This is a genomic window from Pseudomonas sp. P2S-1 (genome assembly GCF_057197725.1).
Map to the genome: position 1 here is coordinate 2,354,247 of NZ_CM170068.1, position 22,053 is coordinate 2,376,299.

The 22,053-nt window shown below is 65.5% G+C and carries 18 protein-coding genes and 1 tRNA gene; 7 read left to right on the forward strand and 12 right to left on the reverse strand.

Annotation, left to right across the window (positions count from 1 at the left end; translation table 11 throughout):
- Window positions 1–3: 3 nt before the first annotated feature.
- From AC2CQI_RS10385 to AC2CQI_RS10410, 6 genes are all read right to left on the reverse strand, one after another.
- Window positions 4–1,191, reverse strand: a complete 1,188-nt coding sequence (locus AC2CQI_RS10385; protein WP_484580085.1) for an acetyl-CoA C-acyltransferase — start codon at window positions 1,189–1,191, stop codon at window positions 4–6.
- A gap of 10 nt (window positions 1,192–1,201) precedes the next feature.
- Complete coding sequence (locus AC2CQI_RS10390) at window positions 1,202–1,969, reverse strand: SDR family NAD(P)-dependent oxidoreductase (RefSeq protein ID WP_075806870.1); 768 nt, start codon at window positions 1,967–1,969, stop codon at window positions 1,202–1,204.
- Window positions 1,970–1,981: 12 nt separating this feature from the next.
- Window positions 1,982–3,637 (reverse strand): AMP-binding protein, encoded by a 1,656-nt coding sequence (locus tag AC2CQI_RS10395; RefSeq protein ID WP_484580086.1) that lies wholly within the window; start codon window positions 3,635–3,637, stop codon window positions 1,982–1,984.
- Window positions 3,638–3,778: 141 nt separating this feature from the next.
- Complete coding sequence (locus AC2CQI_RS10400) at window positions 3,779–8,224, reverse strand: NEL-type E3 ubiquitin ligase domain-containing protein (RefSeq protein WP_484580087.1); 4,446 nt, start codon at window positions 8,222–8,224, stop codon at window positions 3,779–3,781.
- An 83-nt stretch (window positions 8,225–8,307) separates the two neighbouring features.
- Window positions 8,308–9,297, reverse strand: coding sequence for an AraC family transcriptional regulator (locus tag AC2CQI_RS10405; RefSeq protein ID WP_075806867.1), 990 nt, complete (start codon window positions 9,295–9,297; stop codon window positions 8,308–8,310).
- Window positions 9,298–9,371: 74 nt separating this feature from the next.
- Window positions 9,372–10,235 (reverse strand): LysR substrate-binding domain-containing protein, encoded by an 864-nt coding sequence (locus tag AC2CQI_RS10410; protein ID WP_484580088.1) that lies wholly within the window; start codon window positions 10,233–10,235, stop codon window positions 9,372–9,374.
- Between the two features lie 112 nt (window positions 10,236–10,347).
- Here AC2CQI_RS10410 and AC2CQI_RS10415 point away from each other — a divergent pair, with 112 nt between their 5' ends.
- Both AC2CQI_RS10415 and phnX read left to right on the forward strand, forming a co-directional pair.
- Window positions 10,348–11,454 (forward strand): 2-aminoethylphosphonate--pyruvate transaminase, encoded by a 1,107-nt coding sequence (locus AC2CQI_RS10415; protein ID WP_484580089.1) that lies wholly within the window; start codon window positions 10,348–10,350, stop codon window positions 11,452–11,454.
- A gap of 34 nt (window positions 11,455–11,488) precedes the next feature.
- Window positions 11,489–12,316, forward strand: coding sequence for a phosphonoacetaldehyde hydrolase (phnX, locus tag AC2CQI_RS10420; protein WP_484580090.1), 828 nt, complete (start codon window positions 11,489–11,491; stop codon window positions 12,314–12,316).
- Between the two features lie 134 nt (window positions 12,317–12,450).
- Here phnX and AC2CQI_RS10425 read toward each other — a convergent pair whose 3' ends face one another.
- Window positions 12,451–13,005 carry an NADPH-dependent FMN reductase gene (locus tag AC2CQI_RS10425; protein ID WP_075806863.1) on the reverse strand — a complete coding sequence of 185 codons (555 nt, stop codon included), beginning with the start codon at window positions 13,003–13,005 and terminating at the stop codon, window positions 12,451–12,453.
- Between the two features lie 150 nt (window positions 13,006–13,155).
- Between AC2CQI_RS10425 and AC2CQI_RS10430 the strand changes: the two genes are divergently transcribed.
- Both AC2CQI_RS10430 and AC2CQI_RS10435 read left to right on the forward strand, forming a co-directional pair.
- Window positions 13,156–13,374 carry a hypothetical protein gene (locus AC2CQI_RS10430; RefSeq protein ID WP_075806862.1) on the forward strand — a complete coding sequence of 73 codons (219 nt, stop codon included), beginning with the start codon at window positions 13,156–13,158 and terminating at the stop codon, window positions 13,372–13,374.
- Between the two features lie 133 nt (window positions 13,375–13,507).
- Window positions 13,508–14,941: a PucR family transcriptional regulator gene (locus AC2CQI_RS10435; RefSeq protein WP_484580091.1), complete on the forward strand. Its 1,434-nt coding sequence runs from the start codon at window positions 13,508–13,510 to the stop codon at window positions 14,939–14,941.
- Between the two features lie 157 nt (window positions 14,942–15,098).
- Here AC2CQI_RS10435 and AC2CQI_RS10440 read toward each other — a convergent pair whose 3' ends face one another.
- The 5 genes from AC2CQI_RS10440 to AC2CQI_RS10460 form a co-directional block, all read right to left on the reverse strand.
- On the reverse strand, window positions 15,099–16,610 hold the full coding sequence (locus AC2CQI_RS10440) for a CoA-acylating methylmalonate-semialdehyde dehydrogenase (protein ID WP_075806860.1): 1,512 nt from the start codon (window positions 16,608–16,610) through the stop codon (window positions 15,099–15,101).
- Window positions 16,611–16,662: 52 nt separating this feature from the next.
- The gene (locus AC2CQI_RS10445; protein WP_484580092.1) at window positions 16,663–17,013 is read right to left on the reverse strand and encodes a cupin domain-containing protein; all 351 of its coding nucleotides are present in this window, start codon (window positions 17,011–17,013) and stop codon (window positions 16,663–16,665) included.
- 12 nt (window positions 17,014–17,025) lie between these two features.
- Entirely contained in the window at window positions 17,026–18,408 is a 1,383-nt protein-coding gene (locus tag AC2CQI_RS10450) for an NAD(P)/FAD-dependent oxidoreductase (protein ID WP_484580093.1), read from the reverse strand.
- A 57-nt stretch (window positions 18,409–18,465) separates the two neighbouring features.
- Window positions 18,466–19,857 (reverse strand): amino acid permease, encoded by a 1,392-nt coding sequence (locus AC2CQI_RS10455; RefSeq protein ID WP_484580094.1) that lies wholly within the window; start codon window positions 19,855–19,857, stop codon window positions 18,466–18,468.
- Between the two features lie 259 nt (window positions 19,858–20,116).
- A tRNA-Val gene (locus tag AC2CQI_RS10460) sits at window positions 20,117–20,193 on the reverse strand.
- A gap of 299 nt (window positions 20,194–20,492) precedes the next feature.
- On the opposite strand from AC2CQI_RS10460, the gene AC2CQI_RS10465 reads away from it, so the two are divergent.
- From AC2CQI_RS10465 to AC2CQI_RS10475, 3 genes are all read left to right on the forward strand, one after another.
- Window positions 20,493–20,921, forward strand: a complete 429-nt coding sequence (locus AC2CQI_RS10465; protein ID WP_484580095.1) for a helix-turn-helix domain-containing protein — start codon at window positions 20,493–20,495, stop codon at window positions 20,919–20,921.
- A 147-nt stretch (window positions 20,922–21,068) separates the two neighbouring features.
- Complete coding sequence (locus AC2CQI_RS10470) at window positions 21,069–21,569, forward strand: hypothetical protein (RefSeq protein ID WP_484580096.1); 501 nt, start codon at window positions 21,069–21,071, stop codon at window positions 21,567–21,569.
- Window positions 21,566–21,856, forward strand: coding sequence for a hypothetical protein (locus AC2CQI_RS10475; RefSeq protein ID WP_484580097.1), 291 nt, complete (start codon window positions 21,566–21,568; stop codon window positions 21,854–21,856). Before AC2CQI_RS10470 ends, AC2CQI_RS10475 begins: the two co-directional genes overlap by 4 nt.
- Window positions 21,857–22,053: the final 197 nt, after the last annotated feature.

Sequence of the window (22,053 nt, forward strand, 5' to 3'; positions counted from 1 at the left end):
ACCTCAGTCCAGAATTTCGACAGCCATGGCCGTGGCCTCGCCACCGCCAATGCAGATCGCCGCCACGCCACGGCGCAGCTTCTTCTGGCGCAGGGCGGACAGCAGGGTGACCAGGATCCGCGCACCAGAAGCGCCGATCGGGTGGCCGAGGGCGCAGGCGCCGCCATGCACGTTGACCTTGTCGTGGGGCAGTTCCAGCTTCTTCATTGCCGCCAGGGTCACCACGGCGAAGGCTTCGTTGATTTCGAACAGATCGACCTCGCCGAGGCTCCAGCCGGTACGCTCCAGCAGTTGCTTGATGGCACCGATCGGCGCGGTGGGGAACAGCGCCGGGGTATCGGCGAAGGCGGCGTGACCGTGGATCACCGCCAGTGGCTTGAGGCCCTGCTGCTCGGCACGGGAGCGGCGCATCAGCACCAGCGCTGCGGCGCCATCGGATATCGAGCTGGAGTTGGCGGCGGTCACCGTGCCGCCGTCGCGGAAGGCCGGCTTGAGCTGCGGGATCTTGTCCAGGCGTGCCTTGGGCGGTTGCTCGTCGTCGCGGACCAGCACCTTGTCCTTGCCGACCATCACCTCGACCGGAACGATCTCGGCGGCGAAGCTGCCGTCCTTGATCGCCTGCTGGGCGCGGGTCAGGGAAGCGATGGCGAAGTCGTCCTGGGCCTGGCGGCTGAAGTCGTTGGCCTGGGCGCAGTCCTCGGCGAAGGTGCCCATCAGGCGGCCCTTGTCGTAGGCGTCTTCAAGACCGTCGAAGAACATGTGGTCAATGATCTTTCCATGCCCCATGCGGTAGCCGCTACGGGCCTTGTCCAGCAGGTACGGGGCGTTGGACATGCTTTCCATGCCGCCCGCGACGACCACCTCGGCACTGCCGGCCAGCAGCAGGTCATGGGCCATGATCGCCGCCTGCATGCCGGAGCCGCACATCTTGTTCAGGGTCGTGCAGGTCGTGCCTTTGTCCAGGCCGGCGCCCAGTGCTGCCTGGCGCGCCGGCGCCTGGCCGAGGCCGGCAGGCAGCACGCAACCGAACAGCACCTGCTCGACACTGCCGGGCTGGATGCCAGCGCGCTCGACGGCAGCGCGGATCGCCGCAGCGCCCAGTTGTGGCGCGGTCAGGCTCTTGAGGTCGCCCTGCAGGCCGCCCATCGGGGTGCGCACGGCGCTGACGATAACGATCGGATCGTGGTTCATGGTCGTCTCCTTATTTCGCAGCCATGCGCAGCGCGCCGTCGAGACGGATGGTCTCGCCGTTGAGCATGCTGTTCTCGATGATGTGGCGGGCCAGCGCGGCGTATTCGCTCGGGCGGCCCAGGCGTGGCGGGAACGGCACTCCGGCGGACAGCGAAGCGCGGACCTCCTCGGTCATGCCGGCCATCATCGGGGTTTCGAAAATGCCCGGGGCGATGGTCATCACGCGGATGCCGAAGCGCGCCAGTTCACGGGCGGCGGGCAGGGTCAGGCTGGCAATCGCGCCCTTGGACGCGGCATAGGCGGCCTGGCCGATCTGGCCGTCGAAGGCGGCGATGGACGCGGTATTGATGATCACCCCGCGCTCGCCCTCCTCCGAGGCCGCCCCTTCGGCCATTGCCGCAGCCGCCAGGCGCAGCATGTTGAAGCTGCCGATCAGGTTGACGTTGATCACCCGGGCGAAGCTGTCCAGGCCGTGGGGACCGTTACGCCCCAGGACTTTCTCGGCGCCGACGATCCCGGCGCAGTTGACCAGGCCGTGCAGGCTGCCGAAGGCGGCGACGGCCGCGTCCACTGCGGCCTTGGCCGCTGCTTCCTGGCTGATATCGGCGACGGCATGGCGGGCCTGCTCGCCGAGGCTGGCGGCCTTGGCCGCGACGGCCTCGGCATTGAGATCCACCAGCATCACCCGGGCACCGGCCTGGATGAGCATTTCTGCGGTGGCAGCACCCAGCCCGGAGGCGGCGCCGGTGACGATGAAGTTGTGATTGGCGATGTGCATGCTTGGTTTTCCTCAGGCGCTGGCCTTGTGGGCTTCTTGCGCCGCTTGTTGAAGGGCGATTTCCTGGTTGCGCAGGATGAAACGCTGCAGCTTGCCGCTCGGGGTCTTGGGCAGCTCGCTGACGAATTCGATTTCACGGGGGTAGGCGTGGGCATACAGGCGCTTGCGCACGTGCTGGCGCAGGGTTTCCGCCAGCTCTTCACTGCCCTGCTGGCCGGCGCCGAGGACCACGAAGGCCTTGATCAGCTCGGTGCGCTCCGGATCGGGCTTGCCGATCACCGCCGCCTCGATCACCGCCGGGTGCTCGATCAGTGCGCTTTCCACATCGAAGGGCCCGACCCGGTAGCCGGAGGTGGTGATCACATCGTCGCTGCGCCCGACGAAGCTGATGCTGCCGTCCGGGTTCAGCTCGACGGTGTCGCCACTGAGGTAGTACTTGCCGACGAAGGATCTGGTCGGCAGCCCGTGATAGCCACCGAACCAGCACAGCGGCGATTGCTCGCGGTCCACGGCGAGGATGCCCGGCTGGCCGGCAGGCAGCTCCTCGTGCTGCTCGCCCAGCACGACGATGCGATGGCCGGGAATGGCGTAACCTGCGGAACCCAGGTGCACCGGGTGCTCCAGACCATGGTGGTTGCACAGGACCATGCCCAGTTCGGTCTGGCCGTAATGGTCGTGGATGGTCACGTCCAGCTCATCGCGGAACCAGCGGATCACTTCCGGGTTGAGCGGCTCGCCGGCGCTGCTGACCACCCGCAGGCGGCCCTTGATCGGTGCGGAGAATGCCTGCCCGGCAGCGATCAGCATGCGATAGGCGGTGGGCGATCCGGCCAGGTTGGTGATGCGGTACTTGTCGATCACCCGGCAGGTGCTTTCGACACTGAACGGCCCGTCGAAAAAGGTCGTGGCATGGCCCAGGGACAGCGGCCCGGTCACGGCGTAGTACAGGCCGTAGGCCCAGCCCGGGTCGGCGAGGTTCCAGAAAGCATCGTCCGGGCGCAGGTCGATGGCGTCGCGCATATAGCCCTGGAAGGCGACGATGGCGCGCAGCGGCACTTCCAGCGGCTTGGCCGGGCCGGTGGTGCCGGAGGTGAACATCAGCAGGAAGGGCGCATCGCCGGGCAACAGCAGCGGCTCGCAGACGGCGGCGGCAAGACCCGATTCACGGTGGAAATCCAGGTCACCGCTGCCTGCCCCGGCATTCACGCAGACGATGGTCGGACACTGCTCGACCTCGTCCAGCTTGGCCCGGTTGTTTGGCTCGGTGACCACCACCTTGGCCCCCGAGGCATGCAGGCGATGCTCGATGGCCTTGGGCCCGAAGGCGGTAAACAGTGGCTGGTAGACCGCGCCAAGACGCCAGGTGGCGAACACCGTGACCAGCAGCTCGACGGTCCGCGGCAGCAGGCCGGCGACCCGGTCACCGGGGCTGACCCCTTGTGCCTTGAGAACATTGGCAAAACGCGCAGCACGCTCGCGCAGGTCACTGAAACGGTAGCTGGCGCCCTGGCCGTCACGGCCTTCGCAGTACAGGGCGATGGCCTCGCCGTCGGCATGCCGGTCGCAGCACTCGACACAGGCGTTGAGCCGGTCGAGGTCGCCGGCCAGGGCTGCCCCGGCCGCCTGCTGGTAGTTGAAAGAACGTGCCGCCGCGCTGTACTCACGCATTCGCCAGACTCCCCGTTGTTATTTTTGGAAGGAATTCGAAGGTCTGGAAATAGTCGCCCCGGTGCTGCGTCGCGGCAATGGTCAAAGCTGTCAATCTGGCTGACCGGTTTGGCCATTGCCGGTGCGCCGGCGGCCTGCGGATCAGCGCTGTTCGCCGGCCTCCAGGGCCTGCCCGGTGAAGATCCGGGCTTGCTCGTGGAGGGCCTGCTCACGCTCCGTGCCGAGCTGGTTCATGCGCTCGAGGTAGTCGCCCTCTGGCACCGGCACCTGCGTCTGGGCCTCGCACAGACGTTCGAGGCGCTCCCAGAAACGCGCTTCGATACGCCGGAAATCCGCGGCGTGACGCTCGCGCAAATGCTCGATCCAGAAGTCCTGGCGGGCGATGAAGTCGGCCAGTTCCGGCCCGGCTTCGGCGGATTCGACCGCTGCCCGGGCCGCCTCCAGGTCGGCTTCGGAGACCCCGGCAATATCACCGAACTGCATATGCCGAGGCTGTCCGGGCAACTGCAAGGCCTCGGCCAGGCGCACCCGGAAGGCCAGGCTGACTTCAACCTCGTCCACCAGCTCGCCCGTCAGGCGCCGCCGGCTGATCACCTGCAAGGCATGCTTTTCCACCCGGTCGAGGCGGAACAGCCGGCGGGCGAACGCCAGCAGCGCCTTGTCCTGCTCGCCCTCGGGCGCGCGGGCGGCCGCCTGGCTGACCTGCAGACGCACATCGAGCACGCTGAAGCTGGCTGACACGCTGTCCACACAGGTGGTCGGCGCACTGGCCAGTTCGAACAGCGACTGGCGCAACGCGGTGTTCTCCACCGCCGCGCCGATCATCTGCCAGACCCGCTCGCGCAGATGCTCCGGCGCCAGGCGGTACTCGGCGGTCTCCAGGAGGTTGCCCACCAGGCTGAAGAACGCCGCCGAACCCGGTTCATCGCGCAGGCTTTGCCATTGCTCGTCCCGCTCGCGCAGCAGGTCGTCATGCATGCCGGCCAGCCATTGCTCGCGCAGGCCATCGCTCTCGTCCTGGTCGGCACGCATGCCGTCTTGCTCGCCCGCCGTCCACAAACGCTCGCGCACCTCCCGCCGCAAGGGGTTGCCAAACAGCACGGTGGCGCTGCGAATCCGCGCGGGGGCGGCGAAGAACGTCTCCGGCAGCGCTTCCAGCTCATTGCCACGCAGATCGGCCAGTTCGAGGAACGACCGGCTGACCAGGCCCTCGGGCAAGGCCGCGATGCCCGTACCGCGCAGGCTCAGGCGGCGCAAACGCAACAGCGGACGAATGTCCGGCACCCGGCCGAGCGGGTTACGGTCCAGGGTCAGCACTTCCAGGCGCGGCAGCGCCGACAGGGTGGCCTGAGCGCTATCGGTGAAGCGGATCTGGTTGCCATCCAGGTACAGCTCCTGCAGCCCGGGCATGCTGGCCAGGGCCGGCGGAATCTCGTCGCAGGCGTTCGTGCCGAGATCGAGGCAGCGCAGGCGGGTAAAGCGTTGCAGGAAGCCATTGACCCGGTTGCCCTGGTTGGCTGCGGACAGGTTCAGCTCCAGCACATGGGAAAAGTCCACGGCTTCCGGCAGCTCCGGCAAGTCGCCAGCGAGGGAGCGCGACAGGCGCAGGCGGTAGCCCATGACGCGCCCCTCCACATCCAGCACTGCGGCAGTCTGCCGGCACCAGCAACGGCGGATCTCGTCAGCCACGCGGCGCCGTGCACCGCGGCCCAGCAACGGGGTGTCCTGCACCCAACGGGACAACGCTTGGTCGAGACTGCGCAGGCTTTCCTGGCCACGCAACAGGACGCCCATGGGATCGCCATGCAGCTGCTGGATTTCGTCCAGCCAGATACTCGCTTCCAGCTCACTGAAACCCGGATAGAGCGTGCGCACCATGCTGGTCAGCGTGCTGCTGCCAGGTCGCCCGCGACCACTGAGGGGGTAGCCGCGGCGTCCGTCGGCCAGCCGTTGGGGCGAACGGAAGTACGCGGGCGCCCGGCTGATGCCGAGCAGGCCGGGCAGACGCTGGCGATCGATGTCGGCCTGCTGGCGCAGGAGGATCAGCATGGCGGTCGCATCGTTGCAGCCCAGTGCCGCCCGCTGCCGCGCGTCGAGTCCGTCCACCAGGGCCTGGAACAGGCTGCCGCCCGCCTCGCCCAGGGCCGTGCCATTGGTTTCATACGCGCGGAAATGCCCGTGGGCACCCACCAGCACCCGTACTTCGCGGGCTTCGGCCAGCGGCAGTATGCGCTCCAGCACCGGCCCGTCGACGGTGTTTTCGCGCAGTTCGAAACTCAGGCCGCGGGGCCATTGCGAGAGACTGCGAAACAGCGAAAACGCCATGCGCACGGTATCGCTGGTACAGCGGCTGTCGAGGTAGAGACCTTCCACGGCCTGCAGGACGCGCACCTCGTGCAGTGCACGGCGGGCCTTTTCCTGGAGTTCCAGGGGCAGGCGCCGCTCGCCGTCCAGCACCCCGGCCTCGTCCAGCAGGGCCTCGACGAAACGTTCGGGCAGGCCGGGGAACAGTCGCTGGACACGCAGCCCGTCGGCGTCGAGCACCGGGGCCAAGCGCTGCGCCAGGTGTTCGAACAACAGCGGCTGCAAGGTCGGCGCCTCGGCATTCCAGGTCACCCACTCTTCAGCGCTGCCCGGGCGCAGTGCACGCAGGGCGGCACAGAGTTCGGGATCCAGGCGTTCGAGCGCTGCGCCCTCGGCCAGTTGTTCGAAGAAGTCGGCGATACGCGCATCCAGGCTGAAATCCGCAACCACCTGGACCAGTTCCACCGGCATGGGCCGACGCTCCACCAACAGGCCACGCAAGCTCGCCTCGTCGTGGCCGCAGATCGCCGCCACCTGTTCGCAGGCCGCCGCCGTCAAGCCGTCGGTGCGCGGCCCGAAACGCCGAAGCAACGCGGCGCTGCCCTGCCATTGCAGCGGATCCTCGCCGGCATGCCACCAGGCGCCGTCGCCGTTGCCGGTGAGCTCTGGCGTCCAGGCGCCCGGGCGCGACGGATGGACGATGCGCCAGCGGGCCTGCGGCGCCGCCTGCTGCACTTCGAACACCTGTTCACCACGACGCCACCAATGCCGGCCCTGGACCCGCACCAGGCCATCGGCATCCGCCGGCCGCGTCAGCGCCAGCGGCACCTGGTGACGGGCGCGCTCCGCCGACCACAGCCGCTGCCGGCCATCGCCATGCAGCACCGGCAGCAGGCCATCGACGAAGCTGCTGCGCTGCAACTCGCGCACGACCACACCGACACCGGCACCGATCAACGCGGTGATCGCCAGGTTGCCGACCACCCCGAGCAGATGATCAAGGGCTTCCTGGCATTGGCCGTGGCTCCAGTCGACCACGCCCTCATAGACTTCGCTCAGGACATCCTTGACCAACCCGACCAGCATGAATTCCCCGACGCCGGGGATGAACGAGGCAAGCAGGCCACCCACGGCGAGGCCGGCGGACTTCAGGGCCTCGATCCGCTGGCGAAACAGGGCCTGGTCGACCGCTGCGGTGGGCACCAGCAACTGCGCCGCATCGGACTTGATCCGGGCGATCTGCCGCTGCGCCTGCCATTCGAACGGTCTTGAGCCGATCGCCACGCCTTGCGCCTGCAGCGCCGGCGAAGGGGCTTGCAGGCAGGACTGCAGCTTGCCAAGGAAGCTCAGGCGGTCGTCCGGTTGCAGTTGCCGGGTGAAGAACTCGGCGTAGGGGGGATGGCGCAGCTGGGACGCCAGTTCATCGTCAAGCAGCGCCAGGGATTCGCACTGGTGCAACGTACGGTTGGGGTCGTTGGGCAGGTAGAGCAGCACCTGGCCTGGCAGGCGCGGATGGGTCGCGGCCATTTCCAGCAGCAACGCACCCTGCACGTCGAAACCCAGCAGTTGCAGATGACCAGGGCTGACATCACGGGATACCGCACGACCGTCGGCCAGGTCCAGCAGCAGGCGTTCGGCGTCCCCGTCGATCTCGCCCTTGAGGCAGGCGCAGCGGGCATGGGCGGCGAGTGCCGCACGCTTGTCGTCGCGCAGACATTCGATGACCTCCTGGCGGCGGTCAAGGTCGTCCGGGGTCAGCACCTCGCGCAGGTGCCTTTGGTACTGGCCGCCCAGGTCCAGCGTGCGGCAACGCGCCGCCACCTCGGCCGGCGCGCAAGCCAGCAGGCGGCCGCCCTCGACGATGCCGGAGCCCGGGTAATGGGCGCCGTCCCGGGCCTCGTCCTCGTTGAAGTTGCGCAGCAGCCGGCCCAGCAGGTCGCTGTCCACAGGGTAGTGATGGAAGCTTGGCAGATCGACATCGGTAATGCGGAACACCGGCATTTCCACGCGCAGGCGGATATCGCGCCACAGCGCCTGGGCGGGTTGCGGCGTGCAGCCGAGTTCGCGCAGTACATCGAGCACGCGCGGCATGGCAAAGTCTTCCGGCGCCTGGATGCGCGCCAGCAGCTCGCCGACCTGGGCCTGGTGACGGTGGTGCCTGGACAGGCTCTCGTGCAGCTGCTTGAGCTGCTCGGGGGAGGCTTTGCTTAACCAGTCGGGGATGTTGCCGGCGATAAAGCGGTCGAGCGCCTGCGCGTCGGTGAGCGGGACGGGATCGGTCATGGGTGGCTCCTTGGGTTGGGAGCCGGAAGCCTAGGGACGAGGGATCGCTGGCTGGCAGTCGGAAAGGCTGCCGCAAGGACACCTCAGGAGCTGGCCAGCACCAGCGTCCGGTAGTGCCCCGGGTTGCTCCCCGACCATTTGCGAAATGCCTTGTGGAACGAACTCACATCGGCAAACCCCAGGCGCTCGGCGATCTCGGCAAAGCTCAGCTCCGGCTGGGCCAGCCAGCCGATCGCCAGCTCCTTGCGCAGACTGTCCTTGAGCGCCTGGTAGCTCTGCCCCTCGTCCGCCAGGCGGCGGCGCAGGGTGGAGGCGGAGATGCACAGGCTCTGGGCCAGGGCCTCGGTTTCCGGCCATTGGCCGGCAGGCCGCTGGCGCAGGTCATCCTTGATCCGCCACGCGAGGCTCTCGGGATCACGGTACTTGACCAGGATATTGCCCGGTGCCTGGGCCAGGAACCGCTGCAATTCCTCGGCGCTGCGCCTGACCGGCAGGTCGAGGCAATCGGCGGCGAAGATCATCCGCGTGCGCGGCCGCGAGAATTGCAGGTTCTGCGAGAACATCACCCGGTAGTCATCGCAAAAATCCGGCTCGGCGCAGCGCAGCTCGATGGCCAGGATCGGAATCCGCCGCCCCGCCAGCCAGCAGGCGACGCCATGCACGATCATCCAGAAGGTGAAGTAGGTGAAGGGCCGCCGCGCCTCCTGCCGGGGCTCGCCGATGACGATCTCGGCCAGGCTCTGCTGGCGCACCAGCACCGGGTGCAGGTGCTCGAACATCAGGGTGAGGAACTCCAGCCCCGAGGCCAGGGCCGCGCCGACCGTCGGCTGGGCCATGGACGAGCGGCACAGATACGCCAGGCTGCCGCTGCGCAGGCCGCGCGGGTCCATGCAGAAGAATTCATCATTGCAACGCCGCGCCAGCAGGCGCCAGAGCCGCGCATAGGCGCTGGCCGGAACCCGTGCTTGCGGCAGTTCGAGCCGGGACGCATCGATACCCACGCGCTTGAGCACCTCGGCGGTCGCCGCGCCCGGCGGGCAGCTTTGCAGGAGCGCCTCGCGCACCAGTTGCATGGAGATGGTGTCTTTCGCCGTATTCAACAGGGGTTCGCCTTGGTAGTGCCGGGTGCGCGCATCTTAAGCCAGATTCAGGGTTGCGGCGCCAGGCCGAGAAACGCCTGGATCAGACGCAGTTCACGGCGCCGCTCGAGACAGCCGAGCATATGCTGGTTGACCAGCCCGCCGCCGGCAATCGGTCGCGCCACCACCCGCGGGTCGTGGCCCAGCTCCGCAGAGGAGACGATGCCGATGCCCAACTCCGCCGCCACGGCCTCGGTCACCGCCTCGCGGCTGTCCAGTTCCAGCACCACCCGCGGCTGCACCCCGGCATCGGCACAGGCCTGGTCGAAGGTGCGGCGAGTGATGGAGCTGGGCTCGCGCAGGACCATGATCTGCCGGTCCAGCCCGGCCAGCGGCAGTTCTTCCGCGCTGCCTGCCCAGGCATGCCCGGCCGGGAGCAAGGCGCAGATCCGCGAGGGCTCAAGACCTTGCAGGTACAGGCCCTTGCGCGGCTCGACCTCGGTCAGCACGGCCACGTCGGCATGCTCGGAGAGCAACGCGGCCAGGGTTTCCTGGGCATTGCCCAGGCGCAGGTTGACGGTGATCCCCGGGTAGCGCTCGCGCAACTGCGCCAGCATCGGCATGACCCGGTGCGGCCCGTCCGCCGCCACTTCCAGGCGGCCGGTCAGCAACTGCCGGTTGGCTTCAAGCATGGCCTGGGCTTCCTCGGCCAGGCCGAACAGCGCCCGGGTGATGGCCGCCAGGCGGGTGCCCTCCTCGGTCAGCTCGACCCGACGGGCGGTGCGCCGCAGCAGGGTGATCTGGTAGTGCTCCTCCAGTGCCTTGACGTGCCCGGTCACTGCCGGCTGGCTGATGAACAGGCGCGCGGCGGCGCGGGTGAAGCTGCCTTCACGGGCAACGGCATCGAAAGCGCGGAGCTGGAACAGGTTCATTTCTATCGGTCTGACTTATAGCTGGCATAACAACAAGCAATTTGATTGATGAATCGAGGAATTGCAACCTAGCGCCCATCAGATTGCTGCCATCCGCTGCGAGGAATACCCAATGAGCAACGCCCCGCTCCTGCTGACCCCGGGCCCCCTGACCACCTCCGAGCGCACCCGCCAGGCGATGCTCACCGACTGGGGCTCCTGGGACCGCGACTTCAACCAGCTGACCGCCAGCCTGTGCGAGCACTTGCTGGGTATCGTCAACGGCAGCGCCACCCACCAATGCGTGCCCCTGCAAGGCAGCGGCACCTTCGCCGTGGAAGCGGCGATCGGCACCCTGGTGCCCCGCGACGGCAAGGTCCTGGTGCTGATCAACGGCGCCTACGGCCAGCGCCTGGCGCAGATCTGCCAGGTCCTGGGCCGCGAGTTCAGCACCTTCCAGACCGCCGAGGACCAGCCGACCACCGCCGCCGACGTCGACGCCCTGCTGACCGCCGACCCGAGCGTGACCCACGTCGCCCTGATCCACTGCGAAACCAGCACCGGCATCCTCAACCCGCTGGCGGAGATCGCGCAGGTCGTGGCCCGCCATGGCAAGCGCCTGATCATCGATGCCATGAGCTCCTTCGGCGCCCTGCCGATCGATGCCGCGCAAGTCCCCTTCACCGCGCTGGTCGCCGCCTCCGGCAAGTGCCTGGAAGGCGTGCCGGGGATGGGTTTCGTCTTCGCCGAGAATGCCGCCCTGGCTGGCGCCGCCGGCAACAGCCACTCCCTGGCCATGGACCTGCATGACCAGCACCAGTACATGGCCAGGACCGGGCAATGGCGCTTCACCCCGCCGCCCCATGTGGTCGCCGCCCTGCACGAAGCCCTGCAGCAGTACAACGAGGAAGGCGGCCTGCCCGCCCGGCACCAGCGCTACGCCGACAACTGCAAGGCTCTGCTGGAGGCCATGGCCGGACTGGGCTTCAAGAGCTTCCTGCCGGCAGAAATCCAGGCGCCGATCATCGTCACCTTCCATGCCCCGCGGGACAGCCACTACCAGTTCAAGGACTTCTACGAACGGGTCAAGGCCAAGGGCTACATCCTCTACCCGGGCAAGCTGACCCAGGTGGAAACCTTCCGCGTCGGCTGTATCGGCTGTGTCGGCGCAGGCGGCATGCGCGCCGCAGTGGAGGCGGTCGCCCAGGTACTGCACGAAATGAACGTCACTGAAATCTGAAGCCCTTCATCGAATTCGCACAGGACACATTGCAATGAATTACAGCAACCCGAAACAGCTGCAAGCCGCGATTCTCGACTGGGCCGGCACCGTCGTCGACTTCGGCTCCTTCGCCCCGACGCAGATCTTCGTCGAGGCGTTCGCCGAGTTCGACGTGCAGGTCTCGATCGACGAAGCCCGCGGGCCGATGGGCATGGGCAAGTGGGACCATATCCGCACCCTGTGCGACGAGCCGCAGATCGCCGAGCGCTATCGCAAGGTGTTTGGCCGGGTACCGAGCGATGACGATGTGACCGCCCTCTACAACCGCTTCATGCCGCTGCAGATCGAGAAGATCGCCACCCACTCGGCGCTGATTCCCGGGGCGCTGGAGACCATCACCCGGTTGCGGGGCGACGGCCTGAAGATCGGCTCGTGCTCGGGCTATCCGAAGGTAGTGATGGAAAAGGTGGTGGAACTGGCCGAGAAGAACGGCTACGTCGCCGACCATGTGGTGGCCACCGACGAAACCCCGAATGGTCGCCCATGGCCGGCCCAGGCGCTGGCCAACGTGATCGCCCTGGGTATCGACGACGTGGCGGCCTGCGTGAAGGTGGACGACACCGTGCCGGGGATTCTCGAAGGCCGTCGCGCCGGGATGTGGACGGTGGCGCTGGTGTGTTCGGGGAATGCCCTGGGGCTGACCCATGAAGGTTACAAAGCGCTGGATGCCGGGACGCTGGAGCGTGAGCGCAAGCGGATTCACGGCATGTTCGAAGGCTCGCGGCCGCATTACCTGATCGATACGATCAACGAGCTGCCGGAGGTGGTGGCGGATATCAACCGGCGCCTGGCGGCCGGTGAGATGCCACAGTCCGTATAAGACAATCCCTGGCACAAATTGGCCCCTGTGGGAGCTGGCTTGCCAGCGATAGGGCCGGACCTGACAACATCGATGTCAGTGCCGGCCTCATCGCTGGCAAGCCAGCTCCCACAGGGTTTTGTGTTGTTCCCTGGTTAGCCTTGGTGCCTGGCCACCCACTTGGCATAGCTATCGATAAACCCCTGCAGGAACGGCCGCGCCTTCTCCGACAGTTTCCCCTGCTCGTCGAACAGGCTCCCCGCCCCGCCCACATAGGCCTCCGGCTGCTGCATGCACGGCACATCGAGGAACACCAGGGACTGGCGCAGATGATGGTTGGCACCAAAGCCACCTACCGCGCCCGGCGATACGCTGACCACCGCCCCCGGCTTGCCGCTGAACACGCTTTGCCCATAAGGCCGCGAGCCCACGTCGATGGCGTTCTTCAATGCTCCCGGCACCGAGCGGTTGTACTCAGGGGTGACGAACAGCAAACCCTGGGTGCCCTTGATCTGCTCGCGGAAGGTCTTGTACGCCGCCGGTGGATCCACATCGATATCTTCGTTGTACAACGGCAGTTCGCCGATCTCGACGATCTTCAGCTTGAGACTCGACGGCGCCAGCTCGGCAAGCGCCTGGGCCACCTTGCGATTCAAGGACGCCTTGCGCAGACTGCCGACCAGCACCGCGACCGTATAAACCTGGCTCATGACCACCACCACCTGCGTGAAATAGGGAATAGACAGTTATAGATGATGGGCGACGGCCGAAAGGTTTTTTTCCTGGTCCTACAAAACTTCCTACCCGGCGAGACGGTCTATGAACCACGCAGATCATTTTTTTCAGAGGTCATAACCGAAATGACAGCAGTACTGGTCGGGCAATTTCATGCCAGGGACGCCGAAGGACGCATCTATCCCGTGCATGAGTTTCAGGAAGCCACCCTGCAGGCCGATGGAAGCGCCGCCTCGATGCCGATTACCACCTATCGCCTGGCTATTGGCGATCGGGTCAACCATATCGGCGAAGATCGTTTCGAACTGGTCCAGAGTGGCGTCGAGCTGATCCGGGTTCCGTGATTTCCCTTTGCGAACGGCCCTTCACGGGCCGTTCCTGTTTTTCCCCGCAGTAAAAAATCCCACGCCACAGCGCGCCATCCGCCGAAGCATCTGAGATCATGCCCGGGCTTTTCGAGCCAGCGGATGACAGAACATGCTCACGGTACAAGACCTGATCGATATCGAACTGCTCAAGCTGCAGGCCGTCGCCGGCCTGGGCGGTACCGGCAGGCTGATCACCTGGGCGCATACCGTCGACCTGCCCGACCCGTGGCGCTGGGTGTCCCCCGGCGACCTGGTGATGACCACCGGCCTCGGCCTGCCCGCTGGCGAAGAAGACCAGGTGGCCTGGCTGGAACAACTGGTGCAGAGCAATCCCAGTGCCTTGGTGATGGCACCCCGCCCCGACGCACCGGCCCTGAGCCAGGCCTTGCTGGCCGCGGCCGACCGCCTGCTGTTCCCGGTCCTGCACGCCAGCTTCGAGCTGGAGTTCGTCAAGCTTTCGCACCATGTGATCGAAAGCGTGCTGCAGGCCCAGCGCGAGCGTTTCAACGCCAGCGAGCGACTGTTCCAGACCTACGCCGAGGCCCTGCGCCAAGCGCCGGAAATGGCCGGGCGCCTGGCGATCCTCGGCGAGGCGCTGGGGCTGGACCTGGGCATCGAGGATGCGGTCGGCGGCGACACCCTCGTCGCCACCAGCAGCACCGGGGCGGCCCGGCATATCGAACGCATCCCCATTCCCGGCCGCGCCCGGGCCGATCTGCTGATGGCGCGCAAGACCCAGCGCACTGCCGATGATTCGATCCTGGTGCGCTCGCTGGTGGGCCTGCTCGGAGTCGAGCTGGAACGCCTGATGATCCACCGCGACCAGCAGCGCGAGGAAGGCGCGGCGCTATTGCGCAGCCTGCTGGAGAACGAGACGGAGTTCAGTCTGGCGCGGCCGATCCTGGAACGGCGGGGGCTGGGCGGCAGCTTGGTGACCCTGGCGATCCAGCCCGGTGAAAACGCCCCGTGGCCGGCCGAGGAACTGCATCACGCCCCTGCCCTGCACCAGGCCTGCCCCTTGTTGCTGGAGGACAAGGGCTTGCTGCTGGCGATCTGTCCGGATGATGGCGAGCTGTTCGACACCCTGCGCCGTCATCTTGGCAGCGGCAGCATCATCGGGGTCAGCGGTGTCATTGCCGCCGCCACCGGCTTTCGCGAAAGCGTGCGCCAGGCCCGGCTGAGCCTGACCCAGGCAAGGGAAATGGATGCAGGTGTATTGCGTTATGGCGAGGCGGAAACCGGGTTGATCATGGCGCCCAAGTCACTGGCCGAAGCGCGGGCGCTGGTGGGGCGTTATCTCGGGCCGCTGATCGAGCATGACCGTACGCAGGGCGCGGCGCTACTGGGGACCTTGATTACTTTTCTGGATAACGATGGCAACTGGAAGGCCACGGCGCTGGACCTGGGGATTCACCGGCAGACGCTGGTGTACCGGCTGAAGCTGGTGGAACAACTGACGGGAATCAAACCCACCACGACCCAAGGGATCGCCCGCTTCTGGATCGCCATCCAGGCCGGACGCAACACCGAGCTCATTGGTTAACGCGAAACCTGTGGGAGCTGGCTTGCCAGCGATGGCGTCGGTGAATTCACTACCGCTATCGCTGGCAAGCCAGCTCCCACAGGGTGGTGTGCAGCCTAATGAAAAAGGCCCCGCAGCGAACTGCGGGGCCCCCTGCCGTCAGGCAGCAAACCGCTCGTTACTTGCTGGTCGGCATGGCGAACTCGGCGCCCTTCTCCGTGCCCTGCGGCCAGCGCTGCATGATGCTCTTCTGCTTGGTGTAGAAACGCACGCCCTCTTCACCATAGGCATGCATATCGCCGAACAGGCTCTTCTTCCAGCCACCGAAACCATGCCAGGCCATCGGCACCGGGATCGGCACGTTGATGCCGACCATGCCCACCTGAATGCGGCGGCCAAACTCGCGGGCGATGTGGCCGTCACGGGTGTACAGGCTGACACCATTGCCGAACTCGTGGGCGTTGATCAGCTCCACCGCCTCGGCGAAATCCTTGACCCGCAGGCAGGCCAGTACCGGGCCGAAGATCTCTTCCTTGTAAATCCGCATGTCGGTGGTGACGTTGTCGAACAGCGTGCCACCCAGCCAGAAGCCATCGCCACAGCCTTCGCCGGCCACTTCGCCGTTGAAGCCACGGCCGTCCACCAGCAGGGTCGCGCCTTCTTTCACGCCTTGCTCGATATAACCAGTGATGCGCTCGTGGGCCGCGCGGGTCACGATCGGGCCCATCTCGGCGTCGAGGTTGGTGCCGTTCAGGACTTTCAGTTCCCGGGTGCGCTGGATCAGCTTCGGCATGACTTTCCCGGCGGTTTCCTCGCCAACGAACACCGCCACACTGATCGCCATGCAACGCTCGCCAGCCGAACCATAGGCCGCCCCGATCAGCGCATCGACCACCTGGTCGATATCGGCATCGGGCATCACCACCAGATGGTTCTTCGCGCCGCCCAGGGCTTGCACGCGCTTGCCGTGGCGGGCACCGGTTTCATAGATGTAGTTGGCGATCGGGGTCGAGCCGACGAAGGAGATCGCCTGCACATCCGGGTGCTCGATCAACGCGTTGACTGCGTCCTTGTCACCCTGCACCACGTTGAACACGCCGTCCGGCAGGCCGGCCTGCTTGAGCAGCTCGGCGATGAACAGGCTCGGGCTCGGGTCGATCGGGCTCGGCTTGAGGATGAAGGTGTTGCCGGTGGCCAGGGCCACCGGGAACATCCACATCGGCACCATCACCGGGAAGTTGAACGGGGTGATGCCGGTAACCACGCCCAGGGGCTGGCGCAGGGTCCAGTTGTCGATATTGGTGCTGACCTGGTCGGTGAAGTCGGTCTTGAGCAACTGCGGCGCACCACAGGCGAATTCGACGATCTCGATGCCGCGGGTCACTTCACCCTGGGCGTCGGTGAAGACCTTGCCGTGCTCGGCGGTGATCAGCCGGGCCAGGTCGTCGCGGTGCTCGTTGAGCAGGGCGAGGAATCTGTTGAGGATCCGCGAACGGCGCAGCGGCGGCAGGTTGCTCCAGGCCGGGAACGCGGCCTTGGCCGAAGCGACGGCGGCGTCCACGTCCTTCCGGGCGGACAGTTGCACCTGGGCAGTAACGACGCCAGTGGCCGGGTTGAACACAGGCAGTTGCTGGCCGCTGGTGGTGTCGGCGACGGCGCCGGAAATCCAGTTGCTGATGGTTTGGGTCATTGTTCTTCTCGCATCGAAGGGTGACGGCAGCAGCACGCGGCTGCCGGTGAGATCAGTAGATCGCGTAGACCTTGCGCACGGTTTCCAGCACGTCCCAACGCCCGGTCCAGCCCGGCGGCAGGATGATCAGGTCGCCACCGCTGACCTCGACCACCACGCCGCTGGCGTCGTCGGTCAGGTTGGCGCGGCCGGACAGGATGTAGGTGAACTCGGTGTCAGGACGGTTGACCACCGGCCAGCCGCCCGGCTGGCACTCCCAGACGCCGAGGCTGCCCACGGCGTCCGGGGCCAGGCGCTGGGTGGCGATCTGCGGGTCGCCGTGGTCGGCGCCGGCACGCTGGCCGGCGGGGTTGAGCGGCATGGCCTGCAGGGTGGTGCCTTTGATGATCGTGAAAGCAGTCACGGGATTCTCCTCTTAGTGCGCGCCGGTGAGCTTTTCCAGCAGCATCGCGGTGCGGGATGGTCGATGGGTTACGCGCTCTTCGATATCGCTCAGCGAGGCTGCGGCCAGCCCGCTGTTGACACCCAGCCAGCGCAGCGGCTCGCGCTCCCACAGCGGGGAACGGTGGTTGACGAAGGGCAGATGGTTGATCTTCTCGTCGCGTTCGAGGATCAGGTTGCGCAGGATCCGTCCCGCCAGGTTGCTGGTGGCGACGCCGTCGCCCACATAGTTGCCGGCCCAGGCCATGCGGCTTTTGCGGTCGATGCTGACGGTCGGGCACCAGTCGCGGGACACCCCGAGGGCGCCGCCCCAACGATGGGTGACGCGGGTGTCGGCCAGGGCCGGGAAGAACTCCAGCATGGTTTCGTGAATCTTGGCGTGGGTGCTGTCCACCAGGTCGGCCTGCTCGGACATGCCCGAACCCCACTTGTACGGAGCGCCCCGCCCGCCGAAGACCAGGCGGCCCTCGGCAGTGACCTGGCCGTAGACCCGCAGGTGGCGCATGTCGTTGAAGGCCAGGCGCTGGTCGAGGTTGAGACGCTGGCGCAGCTCCAGCGGCAGTGGCTCGGTAGCCAGGACCAGGGAGTACAGCGGAATCACGAAGCGCGAATGGCCCGGCTGTTGCGAGGTGAACGCCTCGGTGGCGCGCACGGTGATGTCGGCCTTGACCGAACCGTGGGCGGTGCGCAGCAGGCCCGGGGTCAGCTCGGTGACCTCGGAGCCTTCGTAGATCTTCGCGCCCATGCTTTCAACGAGTTTCGCCAGGCCACGCACCAGCTTGCCGGGATGGATCAGCGCGCAATGCTCGGTGTACAGGCCGCCGAGCACATCACGGGCGCCGACCCGGGTGAAGGCTTCGCCGGCCTCCAGGGTGCGCCACTGCTGCGGCAGGCCGAAGCGTGCCGAAGCGTCCACCGCCGCCCGTGCCCGGTTCATCTGTGGCTGGCTGCGGGCCAGGGACAGGAAGCCCTGCTTGGCGTAGTCGGCTTCGACGCCTTCGAGGGCCAGCACGCGGCCGATCTCGTCGACCGTCTCGTTCATTGCCCCTTGCAGTTCCAGGGCCGCAGCATGGGAGTACATTTCGGCCACGCGGGTCAGGGAAATCGGGAAGATCGCCGAAGCCCAGCCGCCATTGCGGCCCGAGGCGCCGAAGCCGACTTCGCGCTTTTCCACCAGCACCACGCGCAGCGACGGATCGCTCTTGAGCAGGTAGTAGGCGGTCCAGAGCCCGGTGTAGCCGGCGCCGACAATGGCGACATCGGCTTCCAGCGCAGCGCCGAGGCGTTCGCGGGCCGGTGCTGCTTCGAACCAGAGCGGTTTGTTGGGCAGGTGGGTCAAATCAAGTTTCGCTGACATGCTGTGGTCTTCCCATTGACGGCCCCGCGCAGCGGGGCACTGTCCGATACGGCGTGGTTAAACGTTTTTCGCAGGGTGCGCGGTCGCCACGGGATCGCCTGCAGAGACCCGGAACACCAGGTACGAGGCGGCGATGGCAATGATCGCGATCACGCACTGCAGCAGGCTGATCTGGGTCGAAGGGTCGAAGGCCATGCTCACCAGCACCGCGATGATCGAACCGGTGACCAACAGCGGCAGCACCGGGTGCGCCCACATGGCGAACTTCAGCGAGCCTTCGGCGACCCAGCGGCGGCGCAGCTTGAGCTGGGACAGGCAGATCACCAGGTAGACGAAGAGGAACACGGTGCCCGAGGAGTTGATCAGGAACTGGAACACGGTGTCCGGCCAGACCGCCGCGATGACCACGCAGCCGTAGCCGACCAGGGTCGAAGCGATCACCCCGCGCACCGGCACGCCCTTGCGGCTGGTAGCCGCGATCCAGCGTGGCGCTTCGCCGTTGGAGGCCAGGACGTACAGCAGGCGGGACGAGGTGTAGAGGCCGGCGTTGAGCACCGAGAGCACCGCGACCAGGATCACCAGGGTCAGCATGTCGCCGGCGCCAGGGATGCCGATGCGCTCCAGGGTGGTGACGAACGGCGACTTGCCGGGGACGATGTCGGTCCAGGGCTGGGCGACGACGATGAAGAAGGTGGCCAGGACGAAGAACACCAGGATGCGCATCATCACCGTGTTGACCGCCTTGCGGATGTTGCGCGACGGGTCTTCGGACTCGGCGGCGGCCAGGGTCGCCACTTCCACCCCGGTCATGGAGAAGATCACCACCACCACGCCGGTGAACAACGAACCGATGCCATGGGGCAGGAAGCCGCCGTGGTCGGTGAGGTTGGCGAAGCTGGCGGTGGAACCCGGCCACAGCTTGAAGGCCCAGGCCCCGGCGACGGCGAGGAAGACCACGATGGCCACCACCTTGATCCCGGCGAACCAGTACTCGGCCTCGCCGAAGGAATGCACCGACATCAGGTTCAGCAGGGTCATGCCGACCATCAGGCCGAGGGCGATGGCCCAGACCGGCAGGTCGGGGAACCAGCCGTTGATGATCTGCCCGCCGACCACGGCTTCGAAGCCGACGACGATCACCCAGAAATACCAGTAGAGCCAGCCGGTCATGTAGCCGGCGGGCCGGCCGAAGGCCATGCGCGCATAGTCGACGAAGGAGCCCCGGGTCGGATGCGCCGCAGCCATCTCGCCGAGCATGCGCATCACCAGCGCAACGATCAGGCCGGTAATGGCGTAGGTAATGAAGGCACCGGGGCCGGTGGAGGCGATTACCGCACTGGAGCCGACGAACAGCCCGGCGCCGATCACGCCGCCGAGGGCCAACATGCTGATGTGTCGCGTCTTGAGTGCACGCTTGAGACGCGGGTCATGCTCGGTTTGTACAGGCATTGGTTGTCTCCTTGTTGTTATTGAATCAACGCTGCCTGGGCGGGAGGTTAGGCAGATGCAAGGAGGGTGAACATCGACAAAATCCGGGCGCGGGGCGGCCTGGTTGTACAAATGTATGAAGAAGGGAAAGGGGAAATGCGCAAACGAAAAAGGCGCCCTGGAAGGCGCCTTTGCGGAGGGGCTTTGAAAGGCCCAAACAAAAAGGGCGATCCTTTCGGATCGCCCTTTTTGCTGTACCGCCAACAGGAGCGGTGATGTTTGGTAGGCACAATTGGACTCGAACCAACGACCCCCACCATGTCAAGGTGGTGCTCTAACCAACTGAGCTATGTGCCTGCTGTGGGGCGGCATTCTACGCATTTGGCTGGGGCTGTCAACAGCTTGGTTGAAGAAAATCTGCAAAAGAATCAGCGACTTCAAAACGACGTACGACAGTCCTGAGGAAGTGCGTGAGGCTTGGGAATGGTGCGGTTACTTTTTGATGCACTGGTTCGCTTGCTAGCAGCCGGCATTTCGAACGAATCTTCCCTCCATGAATACGTTCCGTACTAAACCTAAACAACCTGGATCAGACACCTTTGCCTTGAAAACAAAAAAGGTTGAAAACCAGCCCTCTTCCAGGCGGGAGACTTGAAATGTACGAATACAAATGCTGTGGTCTGAACGGGATCTTCTTGATGAACGGCTACACGAATGTGGAGAGCTCGTATGGAGATGGTTTGGCCATTAAAGAAATTGACGGCCTGCATCGGGTAATCGCGAAGGACATCCTCAGTCAGACAACCCCGATGTCCGGGCATCAGTTCAGGTTTCTGAGGCATGAGCAGGACCTGGCCCAGAGCCAGCTGGCCGCCCTGCTGCGCGTCGATGTGCAGACGGTCGCGAACTGGGAGAAGAAAGGCCTGGAGGCGGTTCCGAAGCCGGCGGATCTGGCGATGCGCGCGTGTTACTGCGCCTATGTTCAGGAGCGCTTCGGGCCTGTGGCTGTCAGGCCAAGCGCCAAGACTGACAAAACTGCGGTCTTCGAGTGGCGCGATCACGAATGGGTTGAGCGGGTCGCCTGAATGTGGGTCTCACCTATAGTGATTGAGCTCATAACGACTTCGTAAGCTGCAGTTTCGTACAGCCGATACGAATTGACACTGAACTCACCGGGAAGATAATCGCGATCCGACAGACCACTGTCGGCTCACCTCAAGAGGGATTTCACGATGAATCCAACCAACCACTTCCTCCTTGCCGACGCGCTTTCCGCCGCCGAGCTTATGGGTGTGGGTGCCGTTCGATCGCTGGACCTTCTTCGCGACATCGATGGCACCCTCGATGCAATCTCCCACTACTGCCGTCTGTTCAGCGGAGCGCAAGTTGCCTTCGAGACCGTTGCCAGCAGCATTTTGGCCGGAGAGGCGACAAGGGAGATCCCGGAAGGCGATATCGTTCCTGTCCTTGAGCAACTGCAGGATAGCCTGGTGAAAAGTCATGCCGAGTCGCAGGAAAAACTGCGCTCCGCGCTCCTCGACCCGCGACTGCAAGACGACGACGGCGTGGTTGATGCCTATCGCACGCTTGTCGCGACCCTTGACTCGCTGAACACCTCGGCAGAAAAACTGCGCTGGAGCATTCTGGAGAGCAATGCCGACAACGAGAAGCCTCATGAACCTCGTGTCATGAGCCGCCCGGAAGACATCGATAGCTTCCTCGATAGCCTGTGAGACTCAAGATCACCGCACTTGACCTCGGTCGGACGTCATTCCAGAACTCCTATCGCGCCCTCAACGACGAGATCAAGGCTGCCTTCAAGGTTGCCTACGTCGAACTACTCAGGGATCCACAGCCCAAGAAGCTTCGACTGGAAAAGCTTTCAGGGCATAAGAATCCTGGAATCTACACCATTCACATCACGCCCAATCACAGCCATAAACTCAGCTTCGAGCTGGTCGGTACAGTGGCCGAGCTTCGTCGAATCGGGACTCACAAAGAGATAGACCGCACGCCGTAACCAGCCTGCTAAGCAGCAGGAATTACAAACAGCGAAAACAAAAAGGGCGATCCTCTCGGATCGCCCTTTTTGTTTTACCAACAGGAGCAGTGATGTTTGGTAGGCACAATTGGACTCGAACCAACGCCCCACCATGTCAAGGCGGACACGAAAACCACGGCAACTGTTTGATTCATAGCGATTTAAACTCGGATTAG